Here is an 18,844-nt window from a genome sequence, read left to right as displayed (position 1 = left end):
AAAATGAAAAGCCCCGGCCTTAAGCCGGGGCTTTTGAACGGGAATCGCAGGGTCAGACGTCGAGCAGTTCGTCGCTGGCGAACTCGGCCTTGTCGGAGATGAAGGCAAAGCGCGCTTCGGCCTTGGTCCCCATCAGGCGCTCCACCGAATCTGCCGTGGTGTCGCGGTCGTCCGGCAGCAGGACCACCTTGAGCAACGTCCGCTTGCTCGGATCCATGGTGGTTTCCTTGAGCTGCGCCGGCATCATCTCGCCTAGGCCTTTGAAGCGATTCACCTCGACCTTGGCGTTGGCGTTGAACATGCTCTTGATCAGCTCGTCCTTGTGCTTGTCGTCGCGCGCGTAGACCGACTTAGTGCCGTGGGTGAGCTTGTAAAGCGGCGGCACCGCGAGGAAGAGGTGCCCTTCGTCGATCAGCTTCGGCATCTGCCGGTAGAAGAAGGTGATCAGCAGCGAGGCGATGTGGGCGCCGTCGACGTCGGCGTCGGTCATGATGATGATGCGCTGATAGCGCAGATCCTCTTCCCGATAGTGCAGAAGTTGTCCGCAGCCGATCGCTTGCACGAGATCGGAGAGCTGGGCGTTCGCGGTGAGCTTGTCCTTGCCGGCGGAAGCCACGTTGAGGATTTTTCCGCGCAAGGGCAGTACGGCTTGCGTCTTGCGGTCGCGCGCCTGCTTGGCGCTGCCGCCGGCCGAGTCGCCCTCGACGATGAAGAGCTCGGAGCCATCGGTGCCCGCGTCGGTGCAGTCGGCGAGCTTGCCGGGCAGGCGCAGCTTCTTGCCGGCCGTCTTGCGCGCCGTTTCCTTTTCCTGGCGGCGGCGCAGCCGCTCCTCGGCGCGGTCGATCACGAAGTCGAGCAGCCGGTTGGCCATGTTCGGATTGCCCGACAGCCAATGGTCGAACGGATCCTTCATCGCCTGTTCGACGATGCGCTGCGCTTCGGCGGTGGCGAGACGATCCTTGGTCTGGCCCTGGAATTCAGGCTCGCGCACGAACACCGAGAGCATCACGGCGGCGCCCACCATCACATCTTCCGAGGTGATGGACGAGGCGCGCTTGCCCTGGCCGACGCGTTCGGCGTGGTCCTTCAGTCCGCGCAGCAGCGCTGAGCGTAAGCCCGATTCATGCGTGCCGCCATCGGGCGTCGGCACCGTGTTGGTGTAGGACGACAGGAAGCCGTCGGCATCCGCGGTCCAGGCCACGGCCCATTCGCAGGCGCCATGCGCGCCGTTGCGGCCCGACTTGCCCGAGAAGATATCCGGGTGCACCAGCGTGTCGGCGTGGATCGCCGCCGCCAGATAATCCTTGAGACCTCCGGGGAAATGGAAGGTTGCTTCCGCCGGCACGTCCTCGACGCCCTTGAGCAACTCGGGCGCGCAGTTCCAGCGGATCTCGACACCCCCGAACAGATAGGCCTTCGAGCGCGTCATCTTGAACAGGCGCTGCGGCTTGAACGCGGCCTTGGCGCCGAAGATGTCGGTATCCGGCTTGAAGCGAACGCGCGTGCCGCGGCGGTTGTTGACCTTGCCGAGATCCTCGAGCTTGCCCTTGGGATGGCCTCGCTCGAACGACATGCGATAGAGCTTCTGGCTGCGCGCGACCTCGACCTCGAGGCGCGAGGAGAGGGCATTCACCACGGAGATGCCGACGCCATGCAGGCCGCCCGAGGTCTCGTAGACCTTGCTGTCGAACTTGCCGCCCGAATGCAGCGTGCACATGATGACTTCGAGCGCCGACTTCTTCGGGAACTTCGGATGCGGATCGATCGGAATGCCGCGGCCGTTGTCGGTGACGGTGAGGAACCCGTCAGCGGAGAGCTCGACGCCTATGAAGGTTGCGTGCCCCGCCAGCGCCTCGTCCATCGAGTTGTCGATGACCTCGGCGAACAAATGATGCAGCGCCTTTTCGTCGGTGCCGCCGATATACATGCCTGGCCGGCGCCGCACCGGCTCCAGGCCCTCGAGCACCTCGATGTCGGCGGCCGTGTAATCGGCCTCACCGCCGGTCGTGCGGGGAGCGGCCTTCGCGGCGCTTGCGCGCGCCTTCGGCTCATTACCCTCGAACAAATCGTCTTTATCTTTCGTTTTCAACTGCTTGGACATATATCTTGATGCGTTTTGAGGGCCGCGCAGGCGGCGAATCGGTTAAGGGCGACTATGCCACTTCTGGGATCGAAAGGTTACCACGGGGGCGTGTGGGCGCTGTGGGTGGGAGCTAATGCCGGCGAATTTACGCCGCAAGCTAACCAAGTCCCGGCAATTTGACGGCCTGGCCGGCCTGGGCCCGGCTTTGTGACTTGATGTCACACAAGCCCTTGGCTTACCAGTCTTTTCCATCTGGCAGGACCTCGAGGCGGGGCGGGAAGGCTAATCTGGAATGGAGCAGTTTGCGCACGCACTGGCCGATTTCGTGCGCCTTCATCAGGCCTGGGCTGCTCCTATCGTGTTCCTGCTGGCGTTCGGGGAATCGCTGGCTTTCATCTCGCTTCTGATCCCGGCCTGGGGGGCGCTGGTCGCCATCGGTGCGTTGATCGGGGCGAGCGGCATCAGCTTCTATCCGATCTGGATTGCCGGCGCGTTCGGCGCGGCGCTCGGCGACTGGGTCTCCTACTGGTTCGGCTATCGCTACAAGGAACACGTCGCGCAGATGTGGCCGCTCTCGCGCTATCCGGATATCCTGCCGAGGGGCGAGGCTTTCGTACGCAGCTGGGGCGTTCCCAGCATCTTCATCGGCCGCTTCTTCGGTCCCTTGCGCGCCTCCGTGCCGCTCGCGGCGGGCATTTTCGAGATGCCGTACTGGAGTTTCCAGGCGGCCAATTTCGTCTCGGCTCTGGTCTGGGCTGCGGCGCTGCTGCTGTTCGGCGATGTCATCGCCAGGATCATGGAATGGATCTGGCGCCTCATCTGACGCCGTGAACCTTGACGGGAACTGCATCTGGCCTTATAGCCGCGCGCCATGATCAACGCCGCGACCATCCTGTTCGCCCGTCGCCGCCGCCGCAGCTTTGCGGTTTGGGCGGTCGATCGCGTTTGAGATCATCGTCTTTGCCGCTGGACCCGATCCGCGGCATTCTCTCTCCTGTCAGCGCGATCTGATCCGGCGGCCCCCGAGGAGGCCCAGCAGGAGACCACGATGTACACGCCACCCTTTTTCAAGCCGGATCGCACCGCAAGCCTGAAATTTGCAGGCGAGCGCGGTTTCGGCACGATGTGCGCCTTCGATGGCCACAAACCGACCGCCTCGCCGCTGCCGTTCTATTTGAGCTATGCGGCCGACGGCACGCCGCAGGCCGCCTTTCATGTCGCCCGTCACAATCCGCTGGTAAAGCTTGCGGACGGCGCGACGTCGTGGCTGCTCGCGATCAATGGTCCGGATGCCTATGTCTCGCCGGACTGGTACGTCTCGCCGGATCAGGTGCCGACCTGGCTCTACCAGTCGGTTCATCTGAGCGGTCCGGTGCGATTGCTGTCGGATGGTGAGCTCTCGGTTCAAATCGATACGCTCAGCGAAAAGTTCGAGAACTGGCTGTTGCCGAAGAAGCCGTGGACCTCGGGCAAGATGACGGCAGGTCGGCTTGAGGCGATGAAGAAGGGGATCGTGGGACTGGTCATGACGGTTGAAGAGGTCGAGGGCAGCTTCAAGCTCAACCAGCACAAATCGGACGCCGACTATGTGGCGATCGCCAATGCGCTTGGCGCGCAAGCCCACGCCGACGCGAGAGAGATCGCGCAACTGATGCAGGACGCAAGGCCCGAGGCTTTCGCGAACGAAACCAAAATGCTCGAAAGGACCGCACCATGAGCCTCACGGATACCACCAAAGCTCCGATCTCTGGCGCGGCCAAGAAGCCTGCCACCGTCTTCGTCGATGGCGGCTCCGGCACCACCGGGCTCGGCATCAATGAGCGGCTGAAGCTCCAGAACGATGTCGTGGTGAAGACGATCGCCGACGACAAGCGCAAGGACCCTGCGGCCAAGAAGGCGCTGATGGAGGAGGTGGATCTCGTCATCCTCTGCCTGCCTGACGATGCCGCCAGGGAGACCGTCGCTCTGATCGACAGCATGGGCGGCTCGGGGCCGAAGGTACTGGACGCCTCGACCGCCTACCGGGTCGCGCCTGACTGGGCTTACGGTTTTCCGGAACTGGCGCCGGACCAGGCCGGCAAGATCAAGGCTGCGAAGAAAGTCTCCAATCCCGGCTGCTATCCGACCGGCGGCATCGCGCTGCTGCGGCCGATCGTCGATGCCGGCCTGTTGCCGCCTGACTATCCCATCAGCGTCAACGCCGTGAGCGGCTATTCCGGCGGCGGCAAGTCGATGATCGCGAGCTTCGAAGACGGCAGCGCGCCGTCCTTCGAGCTCTACGGCCTCGGCTTCGAGCACAAGCATCTGCCGGAGCTGCAGCTCTATTCGAACCTGACGCGGCGGCCGATCTTCATTCCCTCGGTCGGCAATTACCGGCAGGGCATGCTGGTCTCGATCCCGCTGCAGCTCGATACGCTGCCGGGCAAGCCAGGCGGTGTCGACTTGCAGGCCGCGCTCGCGAAGCGCTATGCCGGCTCGAAATACGTCAAGGCGATGCCGCTCCAGAACGAGGCGAGCAAGGGCGGCCGGCTCGAGCCGGAGGCTCTCAATGAGACCAACATGCTCGAGCTCTACGTCTTCGCCAGCGACAAGTACCACCAGGCGGTGCTGGTCGCGCGGCTGGACAATCTCGGCAAGGGCGCCTCGGGTGCTGCCGTGCAGAACATGCGGCTGATGCTGGGCCTGCCGGAGGAATAGGGGGCGGCTTTCGCCTTCGTCATGGCCGGGCTTGTCCCGGCCATGCAAGCGCGCCAAACAAGGAGGCGAGGATCACCTGGAGCCGCAGACGTTCCACGCCTGAGTATCCTAACTCGCAGTTCCTCAGAACACCTTGAAGATCGCTAGCGCCAGCACAGCCTGTGCCAGGAAGCCGACGGTGAAGGCGAGGGTGCGGAATACTGGAATGCCCAGCGCGTAGACGATCAGATGCGCAACGCGCGCCCAGAAATAGACGACGCAGGCGAGCACCGTCCATTTCGAGGAATAGTCAATCGCGTTCAGGATCAGCACCAGCGGCGCGAACAGCACGAGGTTCTCGACCGCATTGTCGTGCGCGAACATCAAGCGGTTGGCCCATTCGGCTTGCGGCTTGTCGCCGCGTGCGGGGTTGGCCATGGCGCCGCTGAGCCCGCGAACCTGGCAGCGGTTGATGGTGTAGGGAATCCAGAGGATCCCGGTCAGGATCACCGTACAGGTCAGCCAGAACAATTCACGCGTCATAACCCGGTCCCCTCCAAAATCGATGCCGTGAGCTTATACGAAAACGCGCGGCCCTGCGCTATGCGCGAACCATGACATAGCTGCCGGGCGCGTCCTCGATCGGCGGCAGCGCTTCGCTTCCGACGCTGCGCGCCGGCACTTCCTCCGGATCGAGCCCGCCCAGCCATTCGCGCCAGTCCGGCCACCACGAGCCCTTGTGCTCCACCGCGCCCTTCATCCACTCGGCGACGCTGACGTTCTTGATGTTGTCGTTGGTCCAGTACTGGTACTTGTTCGAGGCTGGCGGATTGACGACGCCGGCGATGTGGCCCGAGCCTGATAGTACGTACTTCACGGGCCCGCCAAAGAATTGCGAGCCATACAGCACCGATTCCGCCGGCGCGATGTGGTCCTCGCGCGTGGCGAGGTTGTAGACCGGCACCTTGACCTTGGAGAGATCGAGCAGGGTGTTGTCGAGCACCATGGTGCCGGTCGACAACCGGTTCTCCAGATAGCAGTTGCGCAGATAGTAGGAATGGTTGGCCTGCGTCATCCGCGTTGCGTCGGAATTCCAGTGCAACAGGTCGAACGCGCTCGGCTGCTGGCCCTTGAGGTAGTTGCTGACGACGTAGGACCAGATCAGGTCGTTGGAGCGCAGCATGTTGAAGGCCATCGCCATCTTGGAGCCTTCGAGCACACCGGAGGCCTTCATGTCCTGCTCGAGCGCCGCGATCTGGTCTTCGTCCACGAACACGAGCAAATCGCCGGCATGGGTGAAGTCGACCTGGGCGGCGAAGAACGTCGCCGAGGTCACGCGCTGGCGCCGCTTCTCGGCAAGCCAGGCCAGCGTGGTCGCGAGCATGGTGCCGCCGACGCAATAGCCGGCCGTGTGCACCTTCATCTCGCCGGTGACCTTCTCGATCACGTCCATTGCCGTGAGCGGGCCTTCCTTCATGTAATCTTCCCAGCTCTTGGCGCCGAGCTTCTTGTCGGGATTGACCCATGAGATCACGAACACGGTGATGCCCTGATCGACGCACCACTTGATGTAGGATTTCTCCGGCTTGAGATCGAGGATGTAGAACTTGTTGATCCAGGGCGGCACGATCAGCAGCGGCGTGCGCAGCACCTTCTCCGTGGTCGGCGCATACTGGATCAGCTGCATCATCTCGTTCTGGTAGATTACCTTGCCCGGAGTCGTCGCCATGTTGACGCCGACGACGAGGTTGTCCGGGTTGGACTGGCGGATCTTCAGCATGCCCTTGCCGGCGGCGATGTCCTCCGCCAGCATGGTCAGGCCGCGCGCGAGGTTCTCGCCGCTGCTGGCGACGGTCTCGCGCAGCACCTCCGGATTGGTCAGCACGAAGTTCGACGGCGAGATCGCGTTGGTGACCTGCTGGACGTAGAACTCGGCCTTGCGGCGGGTCGCCGGATCAAGCTCCGCGTCGCGCACCAGCTCCTGGGCAAATTTGCTGGTGAGCAGATAGAGCTGCATGACGAAATCGAAGAACTGGTTCGATTTCCATTCCGGATCGGCGAAGCGCTTGTCGCGCGGCGAGGGCGCGATCGCGGCCTGTGCCTCCTGGCCGGCCATCCGCCGTGCCGCCGAGCCCCAGAGATCGAGATAGTCCTTGGCGAGCTTGGTCTGGAGGTCGGACGCACGCGACTGGTCCGACAGCCAGTATTCGGCGACCGATGTGAAGGTCTTGACGACCTCAGCGAGCTCGGCCGGCGGACGGTCCTGCACCTCGCCGCTCTCGCGCGGCTTGAGATACGCGGCGAGCGCCTTGCCGCCGCTCTCCATCGCCCGCGCGACATTCATCGCGAAGGCTTCCGCATCAAACTTCGTTTCAGACTTTGTCCCGGATTTGGGCGTGTCGGTTGTGGCGATACTCATGAGGACGACAGTAACGATTCATTCCGTATTCGTCACCGCGAAGCTCGCTGGTTTCGCGCGAAACAGGCGCGAAGATGTGCTGCACTGCGACAGGGCTTCTTGCTTTTGTCACAATCGCAGTGCACGTTTTATGCCGTGGGCCTTGATGATTTCTCGCTCGTACCATTTGTGGGCAGCAATGGTTTGAGCTTGAGCGGATTGTTGGTTAAGTTGCCGGCAGCCGTGCGTTGGGACGTGTAGGGGAATTCCCAAGTGTTGGCGTTATGGGACCTGCAAAAGTCGCGGCTTGTAGGCTGCGCGCTGCTCATGGCAGCGTTCGCCCTGGGCGGTTGTTCGAGCCAGCTCGCGGACATGTCCGCGGCCGACACGACTGCTCACCCCAAGGAGCCCGGCGCCTATTTGCCGGTGCACGATTTGCCACCTGACCGTGATCAGGCAGTCATCCCGCCGGACCAACGCGCCAAGATCGAGGCCGAGCTTGCAGCTGCGCGCGACCGCCAGGCCGTCGCCGCCAAGGATGCCAAATAGGGCTACCAAAATAGGGGCAGCCAAGTCAGCGGCGCAAAACAAAGTCAGGGCCGGCAAACGGGAGCGGGACGGCCATCGCGCCGCGCAACGTAATCTCTGGCGCCTCCGCCACTCCGTGCTAAAAGACTTCAATTCAGCCGAGAGTCAGGGCGAAGGAGTTCAGTCCTTGTCGCCGAAAATTGCTCCAAGTGTTTGATTTTGAGTGATTTTCGAGTGTCGGGCGATGTCTCCTCGAAGGGACGGACATTGCCCCTCGATTCTGTCCTGACCGGTTGCCCGGAGCCCCAAGAACCTATGTCTGGACCCATGGAAGAGTTTTACCGCATCCGCCGCCTACCGCCCTACGTGTTCGAGCAGGTCAACCGGGCCAAGGCGGCCGCGCGGAATGCCGGCGCCGACATCATCGATCTCGGCATGGGCAATCCGGATCTGCCGGCCCCGCCACACGTGCTGGAGAAGCTCAAGGAGACGCTGGGCAAGCCGCGCACCGACCGCTACTCGGCCTCCCGCGGCATCCCCGGCCTGCGCCGGGCCCAGGCTGCGTATTACGAGCGCCGCTTCGGCGTGAAGCTTAATCCCGACACCCAGGTGGTGGCGACGCTAGGCTCCAAGGAAGGCTTTGCCAACGTGGCGCAGGCCATCACTGCGCCCGGCGACGTCATCCTCTGCCCGAACCCGAGCTATCCGATTCATGCCTTCGGCTTTTTGATGGCGGGCGGCGTGATCCGCTCGGTGCCCTCGGAGCCGACGCCGCAATTCTTCGAGGCGGTGGAGCGCGCGATCGTGCATTCGATTCCGAAGCCGCTCGCGCTCGTGGTCTGCTATCCCTCGAACCCGACCGCCTATGTCGCGAGCCTCGATTTCTACAAGGACCTCGTGGCGTTTGCGAAGAAGCACGAGATCCTGATCCTGTCGGATCTCGCTTACGCCGAGGTCTATTTCGACGAGAGCAATCCGCCGCCCTCGGTGCTCCAGGTGCCCGGCGCGATCGACGTCACCGTCGAGTTCACCTCGATGTCGAAGACCTATTCGATGGCTGGCTGGCGCATGGGCTTTGCGGTCGGCAATGACCGCGTCATCGCAGCGCTCGCCCGCGTCAAATCCTATCTCGACTACGGCGCCTTCACGCCCGTGCAGGTCGCCGCAACCGCGGCGCTGAACGGTCCTGATGATTGCATCAAGGAGATGCGCGACACCTATCGCAAGCGCCGCGACGCGCTTGTGGAATCATTCGGCCGGGCGGGGTGGGAAATTCCGCCGCCGGAAGCTTCGATGTTCGCCTGGGTGCCGCTTCCGGAGGCTTTCCGCAGCGTCGGCAGCATGCAGTTCGCAACCCTGATGGTGGAGAAATCAGGCGTCGCGGTCTCGCCCGGCGTCGGCTTCGGCGAGCATGGTGAAGGATATGTCCGCATCGCCATGGTGGAAAACGAGCAACGGATCAGGCAGGCCGCGCGCGGTGTGCGCCGCTTCCTTGAAAGCGGCATCGAAACGTTGCACAACGTCGTTCCACTCGCCACCAGGCGCTAATTCTCTTCTGCAGGTTCACTGAAGCATCATGGTTGCACCCCTGAAAGTGGGCATAGCGGGGCTCGGCACCGTGGGTGCCGAAGTTGTCCGTTTGATCGAAACGCAGGCGCGCGTGCTTGCGGGCCGCAGCGGCCGCGGCATTCGCGTCGTCGCCGTCACCGCGCGCTCGAAGGCCAAGAAGCGCGGCATTGACCTGCGCGGCGTCGAATGGGTGAAGGATCCGCTTGCCCTCGCTACGCATCCGGAGGTCGACTGCTTCGTCGAGCTGATGGGTGGCGCCGGCGATCCCGCGCTCTCGGCGGTCGAAGCCGCGCTGAGCGCCGGCAAATCTGTTGTCACGGCGAACAAGGCGCTGCTCGCCAAGCACGGGATCAAGCTGGCAAAGGCCGCTGAAAAGCATGGCGGTGCGCTGAACTACGAGGCAGCGGTCGGCGCGGCGATCCCCGTCATCAAGACATTACGTGAAGGTCTTGCCGGAACCGGCATCAACCGCGTCTACGGCATCCTCAACGGCACCTGCAATTACATCCTGACGCGGATGGAGCAGGAGGGCCTGTCGTTCGCCGAGTGCCTCAAGGATGCGCAGCGGCTCGGCTATGCCGAAGCCAACCCGTCCTTCGACGTCGATGGCCACGACACCGCGCAGAAGCTTGCGATCCTCGCCAGCCTCGCTTTCGGCACGAAAGTTGCTCAAAGCGCGGTGTATGTCGAAGGTATCTCCTCCATCGCACCGGAAGATCTTCGCGCGGCCGCTGATCTCGGCTACCGCGTCAAGCTGCTCGGCGTTGCCGTTCGCACCGCCAAGGGCATCGAGCAGCGCGTGCATCCGACCATGGTTCCCAAGACATCCTCGATCGCGCAGGTGATGGGTGTCACCAATGCGGTCACGATCGATGGCGAGGGTATTCCGCCGATCACGCTGGTCGGCCCCGGTGCAGGCGGTGCTGCGACCGCATCCGCTGTCGTTGCCGATATCGCCGACGTCGCGCGCGGCATTCGCGCCAACCCGTTCGGCCGGCCGATCGCGCAGCTTCGCGACACCAGGAAGGCGCCGATGGAGCGGCACGAAGGCGGCTACTACATCCGCCTGCTGGCGCGCGATTTTCCGGGCACCGCGGCTGCAATCGCGACCCGGCTCGCAGAGCAGAAGATTTCGATCGAGTCGATCGTGCAGCGTCATCCCAATGGCGGCGCTGCGCCGGCCGACGGCAAGGCGGTCCCCGTGCCCGTCATTCTGATCACCTACGCCACGCATGAGGACGCCGTGCGCCGCGCGCTTTCCGCCGTGCAGAAGGACAAGGTGATCAGCGGGCGGCCGCAGGTCATACGGATAGAGAAGAACTGACACGGTTCGAACGAACTGTGGGTGTTACGAGTTGATGCGGACGGAGATTTCCGTCTCAAACGTTTCGAAGGAGTTAGCCGATGTCGACCCATATTTCAGTGCCGCCGCAAGCATTGCTCGAGCGCATTCTCACGCTGGAGATCGTGCGCGTAACGGAGCGGGCGGCGGTGTCGTCGGCGCGGCTGCGCGGGCACGGGCAGGAGAAGGCCGCCGATCAGGCCGCCGTCGACGCGATGCGCCGCGAGCTCAACAAGCTGCCGATCCAGGGCACCATCGTGATCGGCGAGGGCGAGCGCGACGAAGCGCCGATGCTCTTCATCGGCGAGAAGGTCGGCGTCAATGCCGGCCCCGAGGTCGATATCGCGGTCGACCCGCTCGAAGGCACCACGCTGTGCGCCAAGAACATGCCGGGCTCGATCGCCACCATGGCGATGGCCGACGGCGGCACGCTGCTGCACGCGCCCGACGTCTACATGCAGAAGCTCGCGATCGGTCCGGGCTACGACAAGGGTGTCGTCGAGCTCGACGCATCGCCGGCCGAAAACGTCCGCCGTCTCGCCAAGGCCAAGGGCGTCAAGCCTGAGGGCATCACTGTGCTCGTGCTCGACCGTCCCCGTCATGCCAGCATCATCGAGAGCGTGCGCTCGACCGGCGCTGCCGTCCGCCTCATCACCGACGGCGACGTTGCCGGCGTGATCCACACCGCCGACCCTGACAACACCGGCGTCGACATGTATCTCGGCACTGGCGGCGCGCCGGAAGGCGTGCTCGCGGCCGTGGCGCTACGCTGCATCGGTGGCCAGATGCAGTGCCGGCTGATCCTCGATTCCGGTGAGAAGATCGAGCGCGCCGCCAAGATGGGCGTCAACGATCCCAAGATGATCTACGGCATCGAGGACATGGCGCGCGGCGACTGCTTGTTCGCCGCCACCGGCGTCACGACCGGTTCACTGCTGTCGGGCGTCAAATTCCGCAAGGACGGCGTAATCGAGACCGAGACGGTGGTGATGCGCTCCGTCACGGGCACCGTGCGCTACATCAAGGCCGAACACCGCGAGCTCGCGAAGTTCCATTTGGACTAGGTGCCTCCGTCATTCCGGGGCGACGGGACCGCGCGAAGCGCGCGGCCCGGAGAACCCGGAATCTCGCGCCACAACTTCTGGATTCCGGGTTCGCGCTCTGCGCGCCCCGGAACGACAACAAGAATAATCAGGGGAAGCGCCCATGTCCGATCTCTCCGCCGTCAAAGCCCTGATCTTCGACGTGTTCGGTACCGTCGTGGACTGGCGCACCAGCCTGATCACCGACTTCATGTGGTGGGGGAAGGGCCGCGGCATCAACGCCGACTGGACCGCGCTCGTCGATGGCTGGCGCGGCATGTATGTCGCCTCGATGCAGGACGTACGTGAGCATCCCGAGCGCGGTTATGTCATGCTCGACGATCTGCATCGCCGCTCGCTGGAAAAGCTGGTCGAGAAGTTCGCGATCAAGGGCCTCACCGATACCGATCTCGATCATCTCACCAAGGGCTGGCACCGCCTCAATCCCTGGCCCGACAGCGTCGCCGGCCTGACACGGCTGAAGACCAAATTCGTGATCGCGCCGCTGTCGAACGGCAACGTCGCATTGCTCACCAACATGGCGAAGTTCGCAGGCCTGCCCTGGGACCTCATCATGTCGGCCGAGCTGTTCGAGCACTACAAGCCCGATCCCGAAACCTATCTCGGCGCCGCAAAGCTTCTCGGCCTCAAGCCCGAGCAGGTGATGATGGTCGCCGCCCACAATGGCGATCTCGCCGCTGCGCAGAAGTACGGTCTCAAGACCGCGTTCGTCGCGCGGCCGACTGAGTACGGGCCGTTGCAGAAGGTCGATTTCGACGCGACTGGCAATTGGGACATCATCGCGAAGGATTTTGGCGGCATCGCCGACAAGCTCGGCTGCTAACGAGCGCTCAAATTCTCCCGAACGCCACCGTTGCCTTGTCGTAGCTGCCGTCCCCCATCGTACCGTCCTTGAAGATCCCGTGCTTCTCGATCCAGTCGAACGACTGCTCGTAGATTTCGCGCGTATAGGGTTCGAACACGATGCGCTCGCCCGGGCCCCAGCGCCTGGTGTCCATGGCTGCGTGGAAGCGGTCCGGGAATTCATTCTTGTAGTAGTGCGTGAACAGCTCAGGACGCAGGTCGATGTCGCGCTGAGCCTTCCTCAGCGCGCGGAAGTAGCGCTTGATGTCTTCGGGCGCCGGATCGCCATTGATCATGGACGCGATCATGAACGTCGTATCGATGATCTTGCGATAGCCGAGCTGCTCCGCGAAATAATAGGGGCCGTTGAATAAAGAGGCTGCCTCGCTCTTGCCTTCGAACAGCAGCTCCATCCGCCGGAAGAGCATGCCGTCCTCGAAGGTGAGATTGATCTGGCCGGGCGCAAGATACGGCTCGAGCGCCTGGATCGTCGAATAATGGCTGCCTGACTGGAAGCCGACCGAGATCGGTACACCGGCGAGATCGGCGGGTGTGCGGATCGTCGAATCCGCGGGAACGAAGATGCCTGAAGGTGCGACCGAATAGACGTCGGCGTAGAGCTTGGCGTGACCGTTCGAGGCGGCGACGTTGACGGTCCAGTGGCAGGCGCAGCTGACGTCGGCCTTGCGGCCCTTCTCGATGCTCTGGAAGGCACCTTCATTGACCTTGTTGTGGTGCTGGCCCTCGGTCGAGCGGATCAGCTCGCGGAACTCGTAATCGAGCCCTTCATCGCGGAAGTAGCCCTTCTCCTCGGCCACCCATTCCTGCAGGCGGAAGTGAGACTCGATCACGAATTTGGTCATGGCGTCCTCCGTGTCGGCTGCGGTCTTTCGACCGTTCGATTGACGACAGGATAGCAAAGCGCGAAGCTCAATCCATGGCCGCCAGGGAATGTTTCACATGCCAACAATGGAATCTTCCGGGATCGACTTCCGCGACTTGCGCGTGCTCGACGCCTTGATCCGCGAGGGCAGCATCACGCGCGCGGCCGTGAGCCTCGAGACGACGCAGCCCGCGATCAGCAAGCTGCTGGCGCGCCTGCGGCTGCGTTTCGACGATCCCCTGTTCGTGCGGCGCGGCAGCGGCGTGCAGCCGACGGCACGTACCGTCGAGATGGCTGAGCAAATCCGCGCCCTGCTCGAGATGGCGGATCGGCTCTGGCAGGAGCGGCTGCCGTTCGATCCCGCGAAATCCGAGAAGACCTTCAGTCTGCTTCTGACCGACGTCGGCATGGTGCGGTTCCTGCCGCCTTTGGTCGCGCGTCTTTCCGAACTCGCGCCGCATGTCCAGGTGCGCGCAATCCCGCTCGATTCCCGGCACTTTGCCGTCAAGCTGGCGTCGGGAGAGGCGGACCTTGCTCTCGGCGCCTTGCCGCGCGCGGCCGGGCATCTTCGCTCGCAGCGGCTCTATTCCGACGGCTACGCAAGCGTCGTGCGGCGCGGCCATCCGAGGCCGTCGGCGGCGCGCACGCGGCGGGGATTCCTCGACGAGAACCATATCCTGATCACCGCGTCCGAGACCGGGCATGCGGCCCATCTCGAAACGCAGCGCGTGCTGACGCGCGCAATCGCGCGCACAAATATCCTGTTGCAGGTGCCGAGCTTCATTGCCGGTGCGATCGTCGCCTCGCAAACCGACGGGGTTGCGACCTTGCCCGCCAACCTTGCCGCGATCCTCGCCGAACCGCTCGGGATGACCGTGTTCAAGACGCCGGTCGCATTGCCGCGGATCGAGATCGCCCAATACTGGCACGAGCGCTACCATCGCGATCCCGCCCACCGCTGGCTGCGGTCGGTCACGCTCGGTCTGTTCGGCAACCGCGCCTAGCAGGCGAGGGAGGCCGCCTCACGCAATCTTCAGCGTGGGCTCGCTCGATTCCGTTTCCGCAAAGCCCGCCTGCAAGACCTCTTCGCGCTTGTGGCGCAGATGCGCGCGCAAGATGTGCGAGAGGCCGGCGCCGTCGCGGCGCTGGAGTGCGTTCAGGATGGCTTCGTGCTCGCTGACGGCGAGGGCCCAGCGCTGTGGCGTCATCGGCGTGACGTAGCGGGCGCGGCGGATGCGCGCGGTCACCGATGCGTAGAGCCCCGCAAGCACGGGATTGCCGGCGGCGTTGACGATCCCCTCGTGGATGGCGCGGTTGCCGCGATAATACTGGATCAGATCGCCTTCGCGATAATGCTGCACCATGGCGGCGTGCGCCGCGGCAATGTCCGCAATCTCGCGATCAGTGATGCGCTCGCAGGCGAGCTCGCCCGCCAGCGCCTCGAGGCCCTGGCAGACCTCGAAGAGGTCGCGCATGTCCTTGTCGGTCAGCTTTGCCGCGCGCGAGCCGCGATGCGGCAGCAGCTGAACGAGGCCCTCGGCCGCCAGCACCTTGAGCGCTTCGCGCAGCGGCGTGCGCGAGATCTCCAGCCGTTCGCACAGCTCGCGCTCTGGAATCCGCGCGCCCGGCGGGATCTCGCCGTCGAGCAGAATGTCGCGGATGCGGCCAACGACCTCCTCATGCAGCATGGGACATCTCTATTTTTGAATTCAAAAATGATCCAATAGACGAAAGTTAGGTAATTATATCTTGAAAATCACAACTTTTGCATTCAAAAATGCAAAAACAGATGGGATCGAGGAAATGGACCAAGCCGTAGCGGCGGACGACCTCGTTTTTGAATGCAGGGACGGGATCGGACTGATCACGTTCAACCGCCCGCAGGCGCGCAACGCCTTCACCTTCGCCATGTATGAGCGGCTCGCGGCGATTTGCGAGCAGGCCAATGACGACAGGTCCATCAAGGTGCTCGTGCTGCGCGGGGCCGGCGACAAGGCCTTCGCCTCAGGCACCGACATCAACCAGTTCCGCGAGTTCAAAACGCCGCAGGACTCGATCGACTACGAGAACCGGATCGATCGGGTGCTCACCACGCTCGAACAATGCCGGGTGCCCACCATCGCCGCGATCAACGGCTTCTGCACCGGCGGCGGGGCGGGCATTGCCGCCGCCTGCGACCTGCGCATCGGCACATCGAGCACCAAGATCGGCTTTCCCATTGCCCGGACGCTCGGCAATTGCCTCTCGATGTCCAATGTCAGCCGTCTCACTGCGCTGATCGGGGCGGCGCGGGTCAAGGATCTGATCTTCACAGCGCGGCTGGTCGATGCAGCCGAGGCCGCAGGAATCGGGCTGCTTGGTGAGGTCGTCGAGGACCTTGCGGCGCTCGACAAGCGCGCCGACGAGGTCGCGCGCCTCGTTGCCAGCCATGCGCCGCTGACGCTGAACGCGACCAAGCAGGCGGTCGCCCGCCTGCAACGGCGGCTGACGCGGGACGAAGGCGAAGACCTCATCCTGATGTGCTACACGAGCCAGGATTTTCGCGAAGGGCTCGATGCTTTCCTCAGCAAACGCGCCCCGCAGTGGCGCGGACAATAGGACGCCCCGATGCAAAGCGATCGTTCGCAATCCGCCTCACGCCGCTCCGGCCCGCTTGCCGGCCTCAAGGTTATCGATCTCACCCACGTCATGGCGGGGCCGACCTGCACCTTGATGCTCGCCGACATGGGCGCCGACGTCATCAAGATCGAGAAATGGCCGAACGGCGACGACACCCGCCATTCGGTGCCGCCCAAAATTGGTGACCAGGCCGCTTCGTTCCTGATGATGAACCGCAACAAGCGGGGCATCGTGCTGGATCTCAAGACCGATGGCGGCAAGGAGGTGTTGCGGCGCTTGATCGCAGACGCCGACGTGCTGGTCGAGAATTTTGCGCCGGGCGCGATGGAACGGCTGGGTTTCGGCTACGAAGAGCTGCACAAGCAGTTTCCATCTCTGATCTATTGCTCCCTGTCTGGTTTCGGTCGCACCGGCCCTTACAAACACCGCCGCGGTTTTGACCTTGTCGCGCAGGCCATGAGCGGCATCATGAGCTTCACCGGCGAGCGTCCCGATGGCCCGCCGGTCAAATGCGGCCCGCCGCTATCAGACATCACCGCCGGCCTGCTCGCGAGCATGGGCATCCTCGCCGCCTATGCGCATCGCCTGAAGACCGGGGAGGGGCAGTGGGTCGAGACGTCGCTCTATGAGGCCGCGCTGGTGCAGACCTATTGGCAATCGACCATTGCGCTCGCCGCCGGCACCGCGCCGCGCGCGATGGGTTCGGCCCATCCGCTCAATGCGCCATATCAGGCGTTCGAGGCGTCCGACGGCTGGCTCGTGGTCGGCGGCGCCAACAAGAAGCACTGGCTGCTGATGCTGGAAGCGCTCGGCGCGAGCGAACTCGCCGCCGATCCGCGCTTCGTCACTGGCGCCGACCGCATGGCGAATTTGAAAGAGCTCGAAGCTGTCCTGAGTGAACGTTTCCGGACGCAGACGCGCGCGCACTGGCTCGCGGCGCTGGACGAGAAGGGCGTGCCTTGCGGCCCTGTGCACAACATGCTCGAGGCCTTGAGCGATCCCCAGACGCTGGCGCGCGAGATGGTCGTAGAGGTCGAGCATTCCACGCTTGGCCCGGTCAAGACGATCGGGCTGCCGGTCAAATTCTCGGAGACCCCGGGCAAGGTCGCATCAGGCGCGCCTGTCTATGGCGAACATACGCGCGAGGTGCTGGCCGAGCACGGCTTCGACCAGACGCAAATCGAAGCGCTCGAGCAAGAAGGTGCAATCGTCTCGGCCGCGGGGGAGCGCGAAGAACGCGTCGCCTGAGCGGACGTCGAGACGATTGATCTAACAAAACAGAAAAAATCAGTTGGAGGAAATCATGCGTGGGACGTCTCTCTTCCTGTTGTCCGTCAGCGCGACCGTGCTCGCAGGCCCGATGCCTGCGTTCGCGGCGTGGCAGCCGCAGAAGCCGATCGAGTTTGTGGCGACCGCCGGTCCCGGAGGCGGCACCGACAATCTCGCCCGCGCGGTGCAAAACATCATCACCAAGTACAAGCTGACGGATCAACCGATCGTCGTCGTCAACAAGGGGGGCGGCAGCGGCGCCGAAGGCTATGTCTACGGCAAGGCCTCCGCCGGCGATCCCTACAAGGTGATCTTCGGCACCTCGAACGCCTGGCAGCAGCCGCTCGTCTCCAAGGTCGCCTTCAACTACACGGACCTGACCCCGATCGCGGCGATGGCGCAGGACGAGTTCCTGCTCTGGGTGAAACAGGACGCGCCCTACAAAACCGCCGGCGACTATCTGAAGGCGGCTGCATCAGGCGACTTCAAGATGGGCGGCGCGCAGTCCAAGGACACCGACGAGGTGCTGACGCGCATGATCGAGAAGACCGGGCACGTCAAGCTCACCTATATTCCCTTCAAGAGCGGCGCCGAGGCTGCCGTGCAGCTCGCCGGCGGGCATCTCGATTCCCACGTCAACAATCCCAGTGAGAGCTTGGGGCAGTGGCGCGGCGGCACGCAGCGTCCGCTCTGCGTGTTCAGCCCGAAGCACCTGCCGCAAGGTCCCAAGATCACGGCCACCGAAGGCTGGGGCGACGTTCCGACCTGCGTCGAGCAGGGACTCGACATCAAGCAATATGAGCAGCCGCGGACGGTCTGGCTGCCCGGCAAGGTCACGCCGGAGCAGGCTGCCTACTATGTCGACCTCATGAAGAAGGTGCAGGCGACAGCGGAATGGAAGGACTACATCGAGAAGACCTCCCAGGTCGACACGTTCCTGACCGGTGCCGAGTTCGACAAGTTCATCAAGGAGGATCTCGAGCACGTGAAACAAGTGGCAAGCGAGCAGGGCTGGCTGGTCAAGTGAGGATCAGGAGCCTTCCATGATCTCACGCCGCGCCCTCGAAGTTGCGACCGCCATCCTCACCGGCAGCTTTGGCGTCGCTGTGGCGGTCCAGAGCCTGGACAACGGCATCGGCTGGTCGACCGAGGGTGTCGAGTCAGGCACATTTCCGTTCCTGACTGGCATCATCATCGTCGCCGGCAGTCTCTACAATCTGACGCGCGGCGTGATGCCGGCGGCTTCGCTGGCGAGCGTTCCCGTCGCCATCACGTCGATCGAGCTGCGGCGACTGGCGGGCCTGTTCGTGCCGGCGGCAATCTTCGTCGCCGCCATCCCGCTGCTCGGGATGTATGTCGCGTCGGCGGCCTATGTTCTCGCGGTGCTCGCAATCCCGCGGCATCGATCTGTCTTGCTATCGGCGGTGACGGCGGCGGCCACGGCGCTCGCGCTCTATGTCGTGTTCGAGCGCATGTTCCAGGTGTCGCTGCCGCACGGCGCGCTCGCCGCGGCGCTGGGGTTCTGAGGGGA

Annotated in this window: 18 protein-coding genes; 13 read left to right on the top strand and 5 right to left on the bottom strand. The window is 63.8% G+C overall.

Going from position 1 to position 18,844, the window contains the following annotated elements:
- Positions 1 to 52: 52 nt before the first annotated feature.
- The gene (gene parE / locus L6637_RS03530; RefSeq protein WP_237869200.1) at positions 53 to 2,101 is read right to left on the bottom strand and encodes a DNA topoisomerase IV subunit B; all 2,049 of its coding nucleotides are present in this window, start codon (positions 2,099 to 2,101) and stop codon (positions 53 to 55) included.
- Positions 2,102 to 2,375: 274 nt separating this feature from the next.
- Here parE and L6637_RS03525 point away from each other — a divergent pair, with 274 nt between their 5' ends.
- The 3 genes from L6637_RS03525 to argC all read left to right on the top strand — a co-directional run bounded on the left by L6637_RS03525 (position 2,376) and on the right by argC (position 4,780).
- Entirely contained in the window at positions 2,376 to 2,906 is a 531-nt protein-coding gene (locus L6637_RS03525) for a DedA family protein (RefSeq protein WP_237869199.1), read from the top strand.
- Between the two features lie 225 nt (positions 2,907 to 3,131).
- On the top strand, positions 3,132 to 3,800 hold the full coding sequence (locus L6637_RS03520; RefSeq protein WP_237869198.1) for an FMN-binding negative transcriptional regulator: 669 nt from the start codon (positions 3,132 to 3,134) through the stop codon (positions 3,798 to 3,800).
- Entirely contained in the window at positions 3,797 to 4,780 is a 984-nt protein-coding gene (gene argC, locus L6637_RS03515) for an N-acetyl-gamma-glutamyl-phosphate reductase (protein WP_237869197.1), read from the top strand. Before L6637_RS03520 ends, argC begins: the two co-directional genes overlap by 4 nt.
- Positions 4,781 to 4,903: 123 nt before the next feature.
- Here argC and L6637_RS03510 read toward each other — a convergent pair whose 3' ends face one another.
- Together L6637_RS03510 and L6637_RS03505 are read right to left on the bottom strand one after the other, a co-directional pair.
- Positions 4,904 to 5,302, bottom strand: a complete 399-nt coding sequence (locus L6637_RS03510) for an MAPEG family protein (RefSeq protein ID WP_128952007.1) — start codon at positions 5,300 to 5,302, stop codon at positions 4,904 to 4,906.
- Positions 5,303 to 5,360: 58 nt separating this feature from the next.
- Entirely contained in the window at positions 5,361 to 7,178 is a 1,818-nt protein-coding gene (locus tag L6637_RS03505) for a PHA/PHB synthase family protein (protein ID WP_237869196.1), read from the bottom strand.
- 252 nt (positions 7,179 to 7,430) lie between these two features.
- Here L6637_RS03505 and L6637_RS03500 point away from each other — a divergent pair, with 252 nt between their 5' ends.
- The 5 genes from L6637_RS03500 to L6637_RS03480 all read left to right on the top strand — a co-directional run bounded on the left by L6637_RS03500 (position 7,431) and on the right by L6637_RS03480 (position 12,522).
- Positions 7,431 to 7,706 carry a hypothetical protein gene (locus L6637_RS03500; protein WP_237869194.1) on the top strand — a complete coding sequence of 92 codons (276 nt, stop codon included), beginning with the start codon at positions 7,431 to 7,433 and terminating at the stop codon, positions 7,704 to 7,706.
- Positions 7,707 to 8,012: 306 nt separating this feature from the next.
- Complete coding sequence (locus tag L6637_RS03495) at positions 8,013 to 9,233, top strand: LL-diaminopimelate aminotransferase (RefSeq protein ID WP_237859368.1); 1,221 nt, start codon at positions 8,013 to 8,015, stop codon at positions 9,231 to 9,233.
- A 28-nt stretch (positions 9,234 to 9,261) separates the two neighbouring features.
- Entirely contained in the window at positions 9,262 to 10,578 is a 1,317-nt protein-coding gene (locus tag L6637_RS03490; RefSeq protein ID WP_237869192.1) for a homoserine dehydrogenase, read from the top strand.
- Positions 10,579 to 10,658: 80 nt separating this feature from the next.
- Positions 10,659 to 11,660 carry a class II fructose-bisphosphatase gene (gene glpX, locus L6637_RS03485; protein ID WP_128952004.1) on the top strand — a complete coding sequence of 334 codons (1,002 nt, stop codon included), beginning with the start codon at positions 10,659 to 10,661 and terminating at the stop codon, positions 11,658 to 11,660.
- A 142-nt stretch (positions 11,661 to 11,802) separates the two neighbouring features.
- On the top strand, positions 11,803 to 12,522 hold the full coding sequence (locus L6637_RS03480) for a haloacid dehalogenase type II (RefSeq protein ID WP_237857989.1): 720 nt from the start codon (positions 11,803 to 11,805) through the stop codon (positions 12,520 to 12,522).
- Between the two features lie 7 nt (positions 12,523 to 12,529).
- Here L6637_RS03480 and L6637_RS03475 read toward each other — a convergent pair whose 3' ends face one another.
- On the bottom strand, positions 12,530 to 13,405 hold the full coding sequence (locus tag L6637_RS03475) for an ABC transporter substrate-binding protein (protein ID WP_237857988.1): 876 nt from the start codon (positions 13,403 to 13,405) through the stop codon (positions 12,530 to 12,532).
- A gap of 97 nt (positions 13,406 to 13,502) precedes the next feature.
- Here L6637_RS03475 and L6637_RS03470 point away from each other — a divergent pair, with 97 nt between their 5' ends.
- Positions 13,503 to 14,429 carry a LysR family transcriptional regulator gene (locus L6637_RS03470; protein WP_237857987.1) on the top strand — a complete coding sequence of 309 codons (927 nt, stop codon included), beginning with the start codon at positions 13,503 to 13,505 and terminating at the stop codon, positions 14,427 to 14,429.
- A gap of 18 nt (positions 14,430 to 14,447) precedes the next feature.
- Here the strand turns inward: L6637_RS03470 and L6637_RS03465 are convergent, their stop codons facing one another.
- Complete coding sequence (locus L6637_RS03465) at positions 14,448 to 15,113, bottom strand: GntR family transcriptional regulator (protein ID WP_237857986.1); 666 nt, start codon at positions 15,111 to 15,113, stop codon at positions 14,448 to 14,450.
- Between the two features lie 115 nt (positions 15,114 to 15,228).
- Here L6637_RS03465 and L6637_RS03460 point away from each other — a divergent pair, with 115 nt between their 5' ends.
- The 4 genes from L6637_RS03460 to L6637_RS03445 are packed head-to-tail and all read left to right on the top strand — an operon-like array spanning position 15,229 to position 18,839.
- Positions 15,229 to 16,023: an enoyl-CoA hydratase/isomerase family protein gene (locus L6637_RS03460; RefSeq protein ID WP_237857985.1), complete on the top strand. Its 795-nt coding sequence runs from the start codon at positions 15,229 to 15,231 to the stop codon at positions 16,021 to 16,023.
- A gap of 9 nt (positions 16,024 to 16,032) precedes the next feature.
- Positions 16,033 to 17,292 (top strand): CaiB/BaiF CoA transferase family protein, encoded by a 1,260-nt coding sequence (locus L6637_RS03455; RefSeq protein WP_237869190.1) that lies wholly within the window; start codon positions 16,033 to 16,035, stop codon positions 17,290 to 17,292.
- Between the two features lie 55 nt (positions 17,293 to 17,347).
- Entirely contained in the window at positions 17,348 to 18,340 is a 993-nt protein-coding gene (locus L6637_RS03450; protein WP_237869188.1) for a Bug family tripartite tricarboxylate transporter substrate binding protein, read from the top strand.
- Between the two features lie 16 nt (positions 18,341 to 18,356).
- Positions 18,357 to 18,839, top strand: coding sequence for a tripartite tricarboxylate transporter TctB family protein (locus L6637_RS03445; RefSeq protein ID WP_237869186.1), 483 nt, complete (start codon positions 18,357 to 18,359; stop codon positions 18,837 to 18,839).
- The last annotated feature ends 5 nt before the right edge of the window (positions 18,840 to 18,844 follow it).

Origin of the sequence: Bradyrhizobium zhengyangense (assembly GCF_022012435.1) — a bacterium.
GTDB classification, from domain to species: Bacteria; Pseudomonadota; Alphaproteobacteria; order Rhizobiales; family Xanthobacteraceae; genus Bradyrhizobium; species Bradyrhizobium zhengyangense.
The sequence above is the reverse complement of the archived record's forward strand: the minus strand, read 5'-3'. Positions and strand labels throughout refer to the sequence as shown.